At 60.5% G+C, this 14,265-nt stretch carries 13 protein-coding genes and 2 pseudogenes; 8 read left to right on the top strand and 7 right to left on the bottom strand.

Going from position 1 to position 14,265, the window contains the following annotated elements:
- Nucleotides 1-18: 18 nt before the first annotated feature.
- Genes NH234_RS11485 through iolC form a run of 7 tightly spaced genes read right to left on the bottom strand, consistent with a single transcriptional unit; the run spans nucleotide 19 to nucleotide 9,119 of the window.
- Nucleotides 19-1,044, bottom strand: coding sequence for a Gfo/Idh/MocA family protein (locus tag NH234_RS11485; protein ID WP_085732513.1), 1,026 nt, complete (start codon nucleotides 1,042-1,044; stop codon nucleotides 19-21).
- Nucleotides 1,045-1,080: 36 nt separating this feature from the next.
- A complete protein-coding gene (gene iolD, locus NH234_RS11480; RefSeq protein WP_085732512.1) occupies nucleotides 1,081-3,012 on the bottom strand; it encodes a 3D-(3,5/4)-trihydroxycyclohexane-1,2-dione acylhydrolase (decyclizing) in 1,932 nt (643 codons plus the stop codon).
- A gap of 45 nt (nucleotides 3,013-3,057) precedes the next feature.
- The gene (locus tag NH234_RS11475; RefSeq protein ID WP_367256544.1) at nucleotides 3,058-3,879 is read right to left on the bottom strand and encodes a TIM barrel protein; all 822 of its coding nucleotides are present in this window, start codon (nucleotides 3,877-3,879) and stop codon (nucleotides 3,058-3,060) included.
- Nucleotides 3,880-3,905: 26 nt separating this feature from the next.
- Nucleotides 3,906-5,408 carry a CoA-acylating methylmalonate-semialdehyde dehydrogenase gene (locus NH234_RS11470; protein WP_367256542.1) on the bottom strand — a complete coding sequence of 501 codons (1,503 nt, stop codon included), beginning with the start codon at nucleotides 5,406-5,408 and terminating at the stop codon, nucleotides 3,906-3,908.
- A 30-nt stretch (nucleotides 5,409-5,438) separates the two neighbouring features.
- On the bottom strand, nucleotides 5,439-6,248 hold the full coding sequence (iolB, locus tag NH234_RS11465; RefSeq protein WP_085732509.1) for a 5-deoxy-glucuronate isomerase: 810 nt from the start codon (nucleotides 6,246-6,248) through the stop codon (nucleotides 5,439-5,441).
- Nucleotides 6,245-7,138: a myo-inosose-2 dehydratase gene (gene iolE, locus NH234_RS11460; RefSeq protein ID WP_085732508.1), complete on the bottom strand. Its 894-nt coding sequence runs from the start codon at nucleotides 7,136-7,138 to the stop codon at nucleotides 6,245-6,247. Before iolE ends, iolB begins: the two co-directional genes overlap by 4 nt.
- Nucleotides 7,139-7,181: 43 nt before the next feature.
- The gene (gene iolC, locus NH234_RS11455; protein ID WP_367256541.1) at nucleotides 7,182-9,119 is read right to left on the bottom strand and encodes a 5-dehydro-2-deoxygluconokinase; all 1,938 of its coding nucleotides are present in this window, start codon (nucleotides 9,117-9,119) and stop codon (nucleotides 7,182-7,184) included.
- Between the two features lie 310 nt (nucleotides 9,120-9,429).
- On the opposite strand from iolC, the gene NH234_RS11450 reads away from it, so the two are divergent.
- The 8 genes and pseudogenes from NH234_RS11450 to NH234_RS11415 all read left to right on the top strand — a co-directional run bounded on the left by NH234_RS11450 (nucleotide 9,430) and on the right by NH234_RS11415 (nucleotide 14,243).
- Nucleotides 9,430-10,350: a MurR/RpiR family transcriptional regulator gene (locus tag NH234_RS11450; protein WP_085607793.1), complete on the top strand. Its 921-nt coding sequence runs from the start codon at nucleotides 9,430-9,432 to the stop codon at nucleotides 10,348-10,350.
- Nucleotides 10,351-10,470: 120 nt separating this feature from the next.
- Nucleotides 10,471-11,592, top strand: a complete 1,122-nt coding sequence (locus NH234_RS11445; protein WP_367256540.1) for a Gfo/Idh/MocA family protein — start codon at nucleotides 10,471-10,473, stop codon at nucleotides 11,590-11,592.
- 162 nt (nucleotides 11,593-11,754) lie between these two features.
- Nucleotides 11,755-11,859 (top strand): annotated as a pseudogene (locus tag NH234_RS11440) (transcriptional regulator); the annotation flags it as partial.
- Nucleotides 11,856-12,290, top strand: coding sequence for a YeeE/YedE family protein (locus tag NH234_RS11435; protein WP_367256539.1), 435 nt, complete (start codon nucleotides 11,856-11,858; stop codon nucleotides 12,288-12,290). The pseudogene NH234_RS11440 and the gene NH234_RS11435, both read left to right, overlap by 4 nt.
- A 2-nt stretch (nucleotides 12,291-12,292) precedes the next feature.
- Nucleotides 12,293-12,712: a DUF6691 family protein gene (locus NH234_RS11430; RefSeq protein ID WP_207864851.1), complete on the top strand. Its 420-nt coding sequence runs from the start codon at nucleotides 12,293-12,295 to the stop codon at nucleotides 12,710-12,712.
- Nucleotides 12,713-12,726: 14 nt separating this feature from the next.
- Nucleotides 12,727-12,854: pseudogene (locus tag NH234_RS11425) on the top strand (YgaP-like transmembrane domain); the annotation flags it as partial.
- 32 nt (nucleotides 12,855-12,886) lie between these two features.
- Nucleotides 12,887-13,045: a DUF202 domain-containing protein gene (locus NH234_RS11420; RefSeq protein WP_367256538.1), complete on the top strand. Its 159-nt coding sequence runs from the start codon at nucleotides 12,887-12,889 to the stop codon at nucleotides 13,043-13,045.
- Between the two features lie 118 nt (nucleotides 13,046-13,163).
- Nucleotides 13,164-14,243: an ArsO family NAD(P)H-dependent flavin-containing monooxygenase gene (locus NH234_RS11415; RefSeq protein WP_367256537.1), complete on the top strand. Its 1,080-nt coding sequence runs from the start codon at nucleotides 13,164-13,166 to the stop codon at nucleotides 14,241-14,243.
- Nucleotides 14,244-14,265: the final 22 nt, after the last annotated feature.

Raw genomic sequence — 14,265 nt, 5'->3', positions numbered from 1 at the left:
GTGGTTGTGGGAGCAGCGTTAGCCGTAGAACCTCGGGCGATCAGGCAGTACAACATTGACGATCGCCCCACTGCTCTGCGCTTCGATGCACGCATCGGCAGCAACAGCGGCGGCGAAGCCATCCCACGCCGAAGGCCCACCGACCTGCCCGGCCCGCACGCCATCGATGAACGCCTGCAACTCGACGTCATAGGCCGCTATGAAGCGATCCTTCCAGTCCATCAGAATCGCGTTGGACAGCTTGGCCCCGCTGCGCAATTGAACCTGGGACGGTTCCGGCAGTTTGGCGATGCCGGTTTCCCCCACCACTTCGCACTGGATGTCGTAGCCGTACTGGCAATTGACGAAAACTTCCACGTCGATGCGCGTGCCCTTGGCGGTTTCCAGCAGCACGATCTGCGGATCCTTCAGGTGCGCGAGCGCCTTGCTGCTCTTGCGCGGGAACACCACCTGCACCGAGACGTAATCGTCGTCGAGCAACCAGCGCAACACGTCCAGCTCATGAATCAGCGTGTCGGTGATCGCCATGTCGGTCTTGTAGTTTTCACCCACTTTCGGGTTGCGGTGCGCGCAATGCAGCATCAACGGCTCGCCGATCTGGCCACTGTCGATCACCGACTTCAACGCCCGATAACCTTCATCGTACGGGCGCATGAAACCGACCTGCACCAGCCGTTTGCCGTGGGCCATTTCAGCCTCGACAATCTTGCGGCAGCCTTCGGCAGTGACCGCCAGCGGCTTCTCGCAGAACACCGGTTTGCCCGCCGCAATCGCGGCCAGCACGAACTCTTCGTGGCTCGGGCCCCAGGAAGTGACGAGGATCGCCTCGACGTCCGGCGCCTGGATCACCGCGTGGCCGTCAGGATAGACCTCAGCGGTCAGTTTCAGGTCATCCACGACCTTGGCCGCCTGCTGCAGATTGATGTCGGTGACCGCCACGACCTGACTGTTGAGCAAGGTCTGGCTGCAACGACGGATGTGGTCCTGGCCGATGGCCCCGGTGCCGATGACGCCTAGCCGCAACGCTTGGGAAAGCAATGACATGAAAGGGATTCCTTGTGGTTGTTCGATTCAGGGCAATCAGTACTGACGGGCCTTGGCCAGTCGTTCGTTCAGGGTTTTGGCCACCGCATCGGTGCGGGCGCTGGTGGAGACTTGCGCCACGCCGACCCGCCACCACGACAGGTAACCGTGAATCATGGTCTTGGGCAGAACCTTGATGTCGATCAGGGTCGAGACCGTCTGCAAGCGCGCATCGGCCAGCGCCGCCTGTAGCTCTTCAACGGTGTTCACCTTGTAGGTCTTGCAGCCGTAAGCCGCCGCGCTCATGGCGAAATCCACCGGTACGAAAGCACCGTCGAGCTTGCCGCTCTGCGGATTGCGGAACCGGAACTCGGTGGCAAAGCTGTCCATGCCGTTGCCCATCTGCAGGTTGTTGATGCAACCGAAGGTCATGTTGTCGAACAGCACCACGTTGATCTTGCGCCGCTCCTGGATCGAGGTGGCGAGTTCCGAGTGCAGCATCATGTAAGAGCCGTCGCCCACCAGCGCATAGACCTCGCGCTCGGGCTCGGCGAGCTTCACGCCCAGCGCGGCATTCACCTCATAGCCCATGCACGAATATCCATATTCGACGTGATAGGTGTTCACCCCCTTGCTGCGCCAGCTGCGTTGCAAGTCACCGGGCAGGCTGCCGGCGGCGGCGACGATCACCGCGTCATCGGCGAGGCTGTTATTGAGCACGCCGAGCACGCGGCTCTGGGTCAGGCAGGAACCGGTCAACTCGATGAATTCGCGCAACACCGCCGGATCGAGGTGGTCGTTGATTTCCGGGATGAAATCCCGAGCCTGATAGTCGATCTGATACAGCCGATCCACTTCCTCATCCAGTTGCGCCCGAGCCTGACGAGGCTGATCGCCCCAAGCGGAACGGTAGTCGCCCAGCGCTTCGGCCAGCGCCGACAAACCTGTTCGGGCATCCGCCAGCAGTTGCACGCCGTCGAGTTTCAGGGCATCGCACGGGCTGATGTTGAGGTTGAGAAACTGCACGTCAGGGTGCTGGAACAAGGATTTCGACGCCGTGGTGAAATCGCTGTAGCGGGTGCCGACCCCGATGATCAGATCCGCCTCCCTGGCCAGCAGGTTTGCCGCCAGACAACCGGTTTCGCCGATGCCGCCGACGTTCAGCGGATGGCTGGACACCACCGCGCTCTTGCCGGCCTGGGTCTCGGCGAAGGGAATATCGAAACGCTCGGCAAACGCCTGCAACGCCGCGTTGGCGCTCGAGTATTTGACGCCGCCGCCACAGATGATCAGCGGTTTGCGCTTGCCTTTGAACAGCGCCACGGCATCGCCGAGCATTGCTTCAGTAGCCGGGCGACGCTCGATCCGGTGCACACGTTTTTGCAGGAAATAATCGGGATAGTCGTAGGCCTCGGCCTGCACATCCTGCGGCAAGGCCAGGGTCACGGCGCCAGTTTCAGCGGGGTCGGTGAGCACGCGCATGGCGTGAATCGCCGCGGTCATCAATTGCTCGGGACGGTTGATGCGATCCCAGTATTTGCTCACGGCCTTGAACGCATCGTTGGTGCTGATGCTCAAGTCGTGGAACTGCTCAATCTGTTGCAACACCGGGTCCGGTTGACGACAGGCGTAGACATCGCCCGGCAACAACAGCAAGGGAATCCGGTTGGCGGTCGCGGTGGCGGCAGCGGTCAGCATGTTCGCCGCGCCCGGCCCCACGGACGAGGTACAGGCGTAGATCTTGCGCCGCAGATGCTGCTTGGCGAAACCGATCGCCGCATGGGCCATGCCTTGTTCGTTGCGGCCCTGATGGACGATCAGGTCACCGCTGTCCTGCTCCAGCGCCTGCCCCAGACCCAGCACGTTGCCGTGGCCGAAAATGGTAAAGATCCCGGCGACGAACTTGCTCTGAACGCCATCGACCTCGATGTACTGGTTGTCGAGAAATTTCACCAGGGCCTGGGCCATGGTCAATCTTGTTGTGGTCATAACCGCACCTTTCAAATTCAGATCCGATCCCTGCAAGGGGCACTGTCAACTCAGGGATTTGCTCAGGTGGTCCATGCTCGCGCCGATCGCCGTCTGGATATCCGCCAGGCCATGGACGCTGTCGGCGAACGGTTCAAACGACAGATAGCCGCTGTAACCGCCAGCGAGCAGGCTGTTGATTTGCGCCGCGTTGCCGAGAATGTCATCCGCGCCCACCAGCACCCGGTGGCCATCGCCAAGGGCCGCCAGAGGCGCCTCGTTTTCCTCGACACCGGAGATGTGCACCAGCCCGGTCAGCTCGGGGAAAAACTCCTGTTCAGCGGCCAGGTGGTGGTGAAAGGTGTCATGCACCAGACGGAACACATCCAGACCGCCGACGGCCTTGATCGCCTCCGCCGCCGTGCGTTTGCGGCGCAGCGAGCAGGCTTTGAAACCCAGCGGCTCGATGAAACCCAGCAAGTCGTGATCACGCAGGATCGGCGCCAGCTCACTCAACGCGGTGCGCAGGCCTGACGAACGTTCGGCGACGCCGCGCGGATCGGCGCGGTCGTTCAACGGACACATCACCACCCCCCGCGCACCACAATCGCGGGCATAGGCCGCCAGCTTCAAGGCCTGCTCGCGGCGCTCGTCGTTCCACACATCAAACGGATACAACGCGTTGATCGACAGCACGCTGATGCCGTTGGCCGCGCACAACTCACGCACATATTCGGGTGCGGTGCCGTCCTCGATCTCGACGCCTTTGAGGTCGTTACGGATTTCGATGGCACCGGCCTTGAGGACCACCGCCAAGTCGATGAACGCCGGCAGGGACAAACGTGGAGCGACCATTCGGTTCAGGGCAAAACGCAGGGGAGTACTCATTCTTGTTGTTCTCCGCGCAGATGATTTTATTTGGCCGTCGGCATGCTGAATTCCGGACCCTTGGCAATGCTGTCGGGCCAGCGTTGCATCACACTCTTGTAGCGGCTGTAGAAACGAATGCCTTCTTCCCCATAGGCATGGTGATCACCAAACAACGAGCGCTTCCAGCCACCGAACGAATGCCAGGCCATGGGCACCGGAATGGGTACATTGATGCCGACCATCCCAACCTTGATGCTGCGGGCGAAGGCGCGGGCGATCCCGCCATCGCTGGTAAAACACGACACGCCGTTGCCGAACTCATGGGCGTTGATCAACGCCACCGCACTGGCGAAATCCGGCACGCGCACGATGCCCAGCACCGGGCCGAAGATTTCCTGCTGATAGATGCTCATCTCGGTGGTGACGTGATCGAACAGCGTCGCGCCGACGAAAAAGCCCTTCTCGGCCCCCGGTACCTTGAAGTGGCGGCCGTCGACAATCAGCTGCGCGCCCTGGGCCACGCCCTGATCGATAAAGCCTTCCACCCTGGCCTTGTGTTCGGCGGTGACCAGCGGCCCCATGTCGTTGTCGCCTTGCAGACCGTTGCCGACTTTCAACTGATCGATGCGTGGCAACAGCTTGGCGATCAGCTGATCGCCGACTTCGCCGACCGCGACCGCAATCGAAATCGCCATGCAGCGCTCACCGGCCGATCCGTAAGCGGCGCCGATCAAGGCATCCGCCGCTTGATCCAGATCCGCGTCGGGCATGACGATCATGTGATTCTTCGCGCCGCCCAGCGCCTGCACCCGCTTGCCGCGCGAGGTCGCCTGCTGGTGGATGTACTCGGCAATCGGCGTCGAACCGACAAACGAAATCGCCTCGACGTCCGGGTGCTGCAGCAAGGCGTCGACCGCCGCTTTGTCGCCCTGAACCACGTTGAACACGCCGTCCGGCAAACCGGCTTCGGTCAACAGGCGAGCCATCAGCAAACTGGCGGACGGATCGCGCTCGGAGGGCTTGAGGATGAAGCAATTGCCGGTAACCAGCGCCAGCGGAATCATCCACAGCGGCACCATCACCGGGAAATTGAACGGCGTGACCCCGGCGCAGACGCCGAGCGGCTGACGCAGGTTCCAGTTGTCGATGCCGCCGCCGATGTTGTCGCTGAACTCGGTTTTCAACAGGTTCGGCGCACCACAGGCGTACTCGACGATTTCAATGCCTCGGGTGACTTCGCCCTTGGCGTCGGAAAACACCTTGCCGTGTTCGCGGCTGATGATTTCGGCCAGTTCGTCGTGATGACGATCAAGCAATTCCTTGAACTTGAACATCACCCGCGAACGGCGCAGGGACGATTGCTCGGACCACGCCGGGAAGGCCTTCAGCGCCGAAGCGACGGCAGCGTCCACGGTCTTCTGGCTGGCCAACCCAACCCGCGCCTGGACAGAGCCGGTGGCCGGATTGAAGACATCGCTGAATCGTTCGCTACCGCTGTCCTGCACCTGACCGTCGAGGTAATGGCCTATGACCGGGGCGTCGCTCATTGTTCTTGTTCTCCGTGCGAAAGTTGGAATTCAGAGATCCAGCAGCCAGCTGTGCTGCGGGTCGTTATGGAACTGCCAGACGCGTTTCGGCCCGGCCATCACGTTCAGGTAGTAGGACTCGTAGCCATACGGCACGCTGACCGGGTGATAGCCCCTGGGCACGACGACGAGGTCGCTGTTTTCCACGGCCATGGCTTGATCGATGCTGCGGTCGTCGGTGTAGACCCGCTGGAACACGAAGCCTTGGGGCGGGTTGATCTGGTGATAGTAGGTTTCTTCGAGGAAGCTCTGATGCGGCAGGTCGTCGGTGTCGTGTTTGTGCGGCGGGTAGCTCGAGGAATGTCCCGACGGCGTGCGCACTTCCACCACCAGCAGCGAATGCGCCGGCTCGCTGTCCGGCAGGATGTCGCAGACATAGCGGGTGTTGGCGCCCTTGCCGCGCACGCTGCGCTTCATGGTTTCAGGTCTGATCAGGCGCGGGCCCAGGTCCGTGATGGTCGAACCGGGAGCGGCGCAGACCGCCACTTGCGCATCACTCAACGCCACCACTTGAGCCTGACTGCCGGGTGGCAGGTACGCGGCGAACGGAGATTTATCTTCGAACACCGACTGGCGATCACCGATGTTGTCCCAGCTGAACGTACCCTGCCCCGGTGCTTCGCCGTGGATGCCGACCCGACCGCTGAGCAGCACCAGGCACAACTCTTTGTCGCCCGCCGCGACAGGCAAGGTTTCACCCAGGCTCAAGCGATAGGCGGCGAATCCCACGTATTGCAGTTCACCTTCAGCCAACTCGACCATGGTCCGGCCACGGGCATTGCTTTTGACCAGCAGGCTCATCGTGCAGCCCTCTCGTCGAGCAGCGCACGCAAGGTGTCGAAGCCTTTTTTCGCGTAGACATAACTCGGTGCCACTGCCGGATCCTGCTCGGCCTCGACCACCAGCCAGCCGTGGTAATCGGCCGCCAGCAGCACGTCCAGCAACTCGGCGAAGTCGATGTCACCATCCCCCGGCACGGTGAAGGTGCCGTTGATGATGCAGTCGGGGAAACTCCACAGATTGTTGCGCGCCAGTTGCACCACCGGTTTGCGCACGTCCTTGAAATGCACGTGGCAGATGCGCGACAGGTGTTTGCGCAGCACCTGCAAGGGTTCACCGCCGCCCATGTAGCAATGGCCCGAGTCGAACAGCAGCCCGACTTCATTGCCGGTCAACGCCATCAGGGTGTCGATGTCCGACGGCGATTCGACGTAGGCGCCCATATGGTGGTGGTACGCCAGACGCACGCCCTGGGACAGGGTGAAGCGTGCCAGTTCGGTCAGCTTGTCGGCGTATTGTTGCCACGCCTGTTCGGTGTGAAAACGCGGGCGTTCGACCAGCGGAATTCGCTGGCCCTGAATGGAATCGGCGACTTCACCGTAAACCAGCACGTTCGCGCCGTTCTTCGCCAGCAGCTCGACATGGCTGGCAATCGCGTCGATTTCCTCGGCCACCGAACGCCGCGCCAAACGACTGGAATACCAACCGGACACTAGGGCCAGGTCATACGGACGCAGTACATCACCAACGCCTTTGGCGTCCTTGGGAAACTTGCCGTTGAGTTCGAAGCCTTCATAACCGATGGCCTTGCCTTCGCTGAGGGCGGTGCTCAGCGGTGTTTCACCGCCGAGGGACGGCAGGTCGTCGTTGCTCCAGGAAATCGGGTTGATGCCAATTCGGATAGCGGGCATGGCTGCACCTTTTATTGTTATTTCTAGAATGTTCAACCGCGGCTCAGGCCCGGGCCGTTCGCCAGGCATCGATCAGTTCGACGAAGGTGCCCTGTACCTGGCGGATCAGCGTCTCGTCATCGATTTCCCCGGCCAGCCAGGCGCGGCTCGGCTCCTGGAAAATCGTCCGGCCCACGGCAAACCCGCGGCAGGTCTGGCTCTGACTGGCCTGCTGGAAGCCTTCGGCCAATGCTGATGCCGGGGCATTCAGGCCCAGCAGCACCACACCTCGGCAATAGGGATCGCGCGCCTGGATCAGTTCGTCGAGCTGTTGCCATTGCTCGGCACTCTGCGCTTCGATCTTCCACCACGCCGGATAGATGCCCAGGTTGTAGAGGCGCTTGAGCGCGCGATACAACACGTCGGGATGCGCTGAGGGGTGATCCTTGGGCGGGATGATTTCCAGCAGCAGTTCATGACCGCTGACCTGCGATGCTTGATACAGCGCCTTGATCTGCGCTTCCTGCTCCAGGCGCAGCATCGGTTCGTCGTCCGGGTGGAATTGCACCAGGCATTTGATGATTTGCTCCTGCGGCCAGGCGATCAGGTTGCTGCCGATCGAGCGCCCGTGTTCGAAGGCCAGCGGCCGCGAGCCCTGCATCTCGACCGGCCGCGCCACCCACCAGCCACGACCGGTCGCGGCGTTCAGCGAGTCCTGACCGAAACGCTGATCCGCCAGCAGCCCGACATCGGCTTCGATGCCCTGCTCGCGCAAATCGCTTTCGACCCGCTCCACGGCCTTGATAAACAGTTGCTTGAGTTCACCGATGGCGCCGAGGTCGCGTCCGCCCTTCTGGGCCAGTTCCACCAGTTGCCCGCGATGGTCGAAGGCAAAGATGAACAGTTGCTTCCACTGTTTGCGCGGCACACTGACCTGATGCAGGCGTTGCAGGGTGGCGTCCTGATCCGGCCGGGTAATCGGCACCGGGCTGCTGAACAGGTAATCGAGCTCGGCCCGGGTCGGCATCGCCGGCGCGCAGGCATGGCGCGACACCACCAGCCCCCCGCAGGCATTGGCCAACTGGCAGCAACGCTCGTCGCTGGCGTCCTCCAGCCAACCGCTGAGGAAACCCGACATGAACGCATCGCCGGCGCCCAGTACGTTCAGCACTTCAACGCGCACCCCGGGATAAATCGCGCCGTCTTCAAGACGCGCCGGAATCTCTCCGTGAATCACCGTGCAACCTTGCGGGCCGAGCTTGACCACCAGGGTTGCCGCGCTCAATCGCCGGACATTGCGCAGTGCAGTGAGCAAATCCTCGGAACCGCCGGCCATTAGAAACTCTTCTTCGGTCCCGACCACAAGGTCGAAGCGCGGAAGGATGTTCTGCACATGCTGAGTGACGTTCTGATCGGCAACAAAACGGGTTTCGCCGTCCGCCTTGCCGGCGAGCCCCCACAGGACCGGGCGATAGTCGATGTCCAGCACCCGTTTGACGTCGTACTTTTCGGCGTAGTCCAGCGCCTGGGTGCTCGCCTTATAGACGCCATCGCTGGAGAAATGGGTGCCAGTGATCAGCAAGGCTTTGCTGGAGGCGATAAGCGCTTCGCTGATGTCTTCGGCCCGCAGCGCCATGTCGGCGCAATTTTCACGGTAGAAGACCAGGGGAAAGGTTTCCCGATCCTTGAGACCGAGCAGCACCATGGCGGTCAGTCGCTCCGGATCGACCTTAATGCCGCTGACATCGCAACCTTCACGGGCCAGGGATTCAATCAGGAAACGCCCCATGTGATCGTCGCCGGTCCGGCTCAGCATCGCCGACCTGAGCCCCAGCCGGGCGGTGCCGAACGCGATGTTGGCGGACGAGCCGCCGAGGTATTTGGCGAAGCTGCTCACATCCTCCAGCCGTGCCCCGACCTGCTGCGCATAGAGGTCGACGCCAAGGCGCCCGAGGCAAATCAGATCCAATTGACGTCCACTGGCAAAACGAGTCTGGCCCATGCTGGCTCCTGTTATTTTTATCAGCCTGCGCCCAACGCGGTGACCGCGCCGGGCACTCTTGGTGGATGCAGACTAAAACGAGCCGGATCGAACAATCAATAAATATTCCAATTGTTTTTCACATGGAATATTTTTTCCAATAAACTTCAGTGCAGGCGCTCCAGACACAGTGCATCGTTTCAGCAGGCATCCTGCTGGCGCAAGCTCAAGATTTTGTCCGGGCCGAGCCTGTAGACTGCGCACAGCCAACCTATTGTCAGGGGACGATACGTACAACCGTCCCTATAAGAACAAGCCAGAAGGATTATTTATGTCCCGCACCGATCAGCCGGCTACCGCCGAGAGCACGCCCGAGAGCGATCTTGCCAGCCCCCCGATCAATGCCGAGCGTCTGCTACAACTCATTACCACTGAATACGAAAGCCTTCCGCGCCAGCTCAAACGTATCGCCAGTTACATGAGCCAGCAGAGTGATCGGATCATGGTCGACCGCATCAGCGACATCGCCCGCGAGTGCGAAGTGCACCCGTCGGCCATCGTGCGTTTTTCCCAGCGTTTCGGTTTCAGCGGTTTCAGTGAAATGCAGGCGCTGTTCCGCGAGGCGTATACCCACAAAGCTACGCCGGTGCAGAACTACCAGCAGCGCATTCGCAGCATGATCGCCAACAAGTCGCAGAAAGCCAGCGGCGGCGACCTGGCCCGCGAATGCATCGACGCCACCCTGTCGGGCATCGAACGTCTGGGACAGGAACTCGATGACCAGGCCTTCGAAAAGGCCGTGGACCTGGTGGTCAATGCCGACAATATCTACGTGGTCGGCGTGCGCCGCTCGTTCGCGGTGGCCGATTATCTCGTCTACAACCTGCAACACACCAACAAGCGCATCCATTTGGTCTCGGGCCTCGGCGGCAGCTACCGCGAGCAAATGCGCAGCGTGCGCGCCAATGACCTGGTGATCGCCATCAGCTTCACGCCGTACGGCAAGGAAACCCAGCACTGCCTGCGCATCGCCCAGCACCATCAGGCGAAAACCTTGATCATCACTGACAGCAATCTCTCGCCATTGGCCAAGCGCGCCAACACTTTGCTGCTGGTCAACGAAGGCAGTTCGTTCGCGTTCCGCTCCTTGAGTGCGACTTTGTGCCTGTGCCAGGCGCTGTTTATCGCGGTGGCCTATCGACTGGAGTTGAAGGTGGACGAGATTCACGAGCAGGTCGGATTCGAGGACTGACCGGAGCTCCGTCATCCCAGCTGACACGCCGACTCAAAATATTTATTCCATTATTTGAGTATAGGGAATATTTATTCTATAAACAGGACCTCTGAAAACAAGAACTCAAAGGATCCTGTCATGCGTGAACTCGGAATCGGCCTGATCGGCACGGGCTTCATGGGGCGCGCCCACGCCCTGGCCTTTCGCAATGTCAGCGGGGCATTCGAACTGCCCTTCACCCTTCGCCTGGCCGCCTTGGCTGACGCCGATCCCGCACGCGCAAAAGCCTGCGCCACCGCCTGGGGCTTCGAGCAGGCCCATGGCGACTGGCAGCGATTGATCGACGACCCCAAGGTCAATTTGATCGCCATCACCACTCCCAACCACTTGCATTACCCGATGGCCATGGCCGCCCTTGCTGCCGGCAAACCGGTGTACTGCGAAAAGCCGCTGGCGGTGAATCTTGAGCAAGCTCATGCGATGCACGTGGCGGCGAAGCATGCGGGCGTCGTCACCCGGGTCGGCTACAACTACCAGCACAACCCGATTATTGGTCTGGCACGCGATCTGATGCTGAGTGGCGAACTCGGCGAGATCATCAGTTTTCAAGGTGAATTCAGCGAAGACTTCATGGCCGATCCAGCCTCCCCCTGGTCGTGGCGCTGTGAACCCGAACATGCCGGTGGAGCACTGGCGGATCTGGGCAGCCACCTGCTCGCCATGGCGCGCTACCTGCTGGGCGATGTCGAAGCGGTGTGCGCCGATTCCCACACCGTCCATCGCCAACGCCCGGCCACAACCGGCAGCCAGGAACAACGCCACATTGCGGTCGATGACCAAGCCCATGCGCTGCTGCGCTTTGCAAGCGGCGCGCGCGGCACCTTCAGCAGCAGCTGGCTCAAGCATGGCTACAAGAATCATCTGAGCTTCGAAATCAGTGGCACCCGAGGCACCTTGGCGTTCGATCAGGAGCGCCTGAACGAGCTACGCCTGTGTCGCGCCGGCCAAGGCGGCTTCCAGCGTTTACTGGCCGGACCGGACTTGCCCGGCTACGCCGCATTCAGCCCGGCGCCGGGGCATCAGTTGGGTTACAACGAATTGAAGACGCTGGAAGTGCATGAACTGATCGTAGCGTTGGCCGGGAACGGGCAAACCGGGACTGATTTTGAGGAGGCGTTTGAAGTGGAGAGGCTGGCGACGGCGATTCGGATCGCGGCTGAGGAGCGGCGCTGGGTGTCTGTCAGTGAAATCACTGGCTAGTTTTGTGGGGACACAAAAAAGCCGATCCAGGCGATCGGCTTGAGTGTCGGACTTTGATGAGGAGGGAAACTGGTGGACCTGTCCCGTGGACCTGTCCCGTGACAACGGACGCCAAGAAGCGATACTTAAATCGCTATCTTGGAGGTTGCCATGTACCCAAGCACTCGCCGTGACGGAAAGCAGGTGGTCTATTGCATCAGCAGTCCCGCAGCATTGGCAGTCATCCAAACCCTGTATCAACACTTTTGCGTAGGAGAAAGCTCGTGAATGTCGACTGGCTCAACTTCACTCCCTGGTCATCACTTGCCGGTGGCGCATTGATTGGCCTGGCGACCAGTCTATTCGTCGTCGCCAACGGGCGCATCGCCGGGATCAGCGGCTTGATCGGCGGTCTTTTACAGCGTGGGAGCGAGGGGGTGAGTGAGAAAGCACTTTTTCTCCTGGGCCTGCTCATCGCGCCGCTTCTATGGGGTTTGTTCGCCGTGCTGCCGCAGATTGAGTTCAAAAGTGGCGGGGGCGGACTGATCGTCGCCGGTGTATTGGTCGGCATCGGCACCCGATACGGATCAGGTTGCACCAGTGGCCATGGGGTCTGCGGCATATCGCGCCTTTCGCCGCGATCGATGGTCGCCACTGTGTGCTTCATGTTCAGCGGTTTCGTCACGGTGTTTGTCTTGCGTCATCTGCTGGGGGGTTGAACATGACCAAACTGACTGCGTTCATTGCTGGCCTGCTTTTCGGCCTGGGCCTGCTTCTGGCAGGCATGGCAAACCCGAGCAAAGTACTCGCTTTCCTGGATTTAACCGGTGCCTGGGACCCTTCCCTGGGGTTGGTCATGGTCGGGGCCATTGGCGTGGCCATTGGCCCGCTTACCTGGGCCCGCCGACAATCCAGTTCGCTGTTGGGAAGGCCAATGCAGCTACCGATCAAACGTGAGTTGGACCCGCGCTTGATTGGCGGGAGCCTGTTGTTCGGCATCGGCTGGGGAATAGCGGGCATCTGTCCTGGCCCCGCAGTGGCCATTCTACTGACAGGACACTGGCAAGTGATCGTGTTCATGTTGGCCATGCTGGCCGGCATGTTGTTGTTTACTGCACTGGAGCGCCGGCGCAGCCATTGATCGGGAGATCCGCCATGAAAGCGGACATTCGAACCATTGACCGTCGCCTGCGCATTGTCGCTGGCCTGCTTCTCATTGGCCTCAGTCTGTCCGGTGTGATCGGCGCGGGGGTCGGATCAGTTTAGTGCCGCTGGCCACTGGTAGTGAGCACTCCATTTCCTGAACGATCCACGCGTGTTCTTTGCCGCTGAGCGAACATTGCTGGCGTGGAACCGAACCAGCCTTTCGCTGATGGCATTTGGATTTGTGATTGAACGATCCGGGCTACTACTGCAGATGCCCGGCGTACAGACATTCAAGCTGCTACGTGGATCGAGGATCCAAAACCGATAAGCAGTCATTCGAAGCATTTAATCAATGTCGATCAGCATCCTCAAACTATGAGCCAGATCAGTTGGATTCAAACGTGGGTCGCTATACTGGCCACCGGCATCGACTTTAGGTTTCCACCATGACTCCTTCGCCCAGCAACCAACGAGATGTAGTGATTATCGGTGGAGGTCAGTCAGCCTTGGCGGTAGCGTATTTCCTGCGCCGAACTCAACTTTCGTTCGTCATCCTCGACGCAGAGGAAGAGCCCGGTGGTGCCTGGCGGCATGGCTGGAACTCGCTGCGCTTATTCTCTCCGGCCACCTGGAGTTCAATACCCGGCTGGATGATGCCGCCCGCGCAAGAAGGCTATCCCACACGAAATCATGTAATCGACTATCTCAACCAATATGAGCAGCGCTACCAATTTCCGGTGGAACGCCCGGTTCGGGTCGTTTCCGTGGAACGCTTAGAGTCTGGCTTACGAGTACGTTCTGACAGCAAGTATTGGGATGCCAAGGTTGTAATCAGCGCTACCGGCACCTGGAGCAATCCGTATATCCCCCACTACCCTGGTGCCGAATTATTCGCCGGTCGGCAATTGCATTCCGCGAACTATGTCGATGCACAAGCGTTTGCTGGCAAGAAGGTTTTGGTGGTGGGTGGTGGCAATTCGGGAGCGCAGATTCTGGCAGAAATATCCAAGGTCGCCGAGACCACTTGGGTAACCGTTACTGAACCGGTCTTTTTGCCTGACGATGTGGATGGACGGGTGCTGTTCGAGCGCGCCACTCAGCGCTTGAAGGCCCAGCAAGAGGGGCGTGTCATTGACCAGCCGGTCGGCGGGTTGGGAGACATCGTCATGGTGCCACCCGTTGTAGAAGCCCGTGAGCGTGATGCTCTCAAGTCTGTACGCCCATTTGAACGTTTCACTCGCGATGGCGTGATGTGGGCCGATGGATCTGAATCTGCAGTGGACGCGGTCATTTGGTGTACCGGGTTCAGGCCCGCACTTCAGCATCTGGATACGTTGGGGGTGATCGACACTGAAGGTCGCGTTAAGGTCGACGGCACTCACTCGATCCAGGAACCAAGACTATGGCTGGTGGGCTATGGCGAGTGGACAGGTTCGGCTTCCGCCACGCTGATCGGTGTAACACGCACAGCACGCAGCACAGTGAATGAGATCGCGGCCTGTCTTGGCGATCCGTCCGTGCACTAGTGCGCCTGCATCCCAGGAGTAG

This window comes from Pseudomonas sp. stari2, from assembly GCF_040760005.1.
GTDB lineage: Bacteria > Pseudomonadota > Gammaproteobacteria > Pseudomonadales > Pseudomonadaceae > Aquipseudomonas.
Note: the sequence above shows the minus strand (reverse complement) of the source record. Positions and strands in the feature narration are given on the sequence as shown.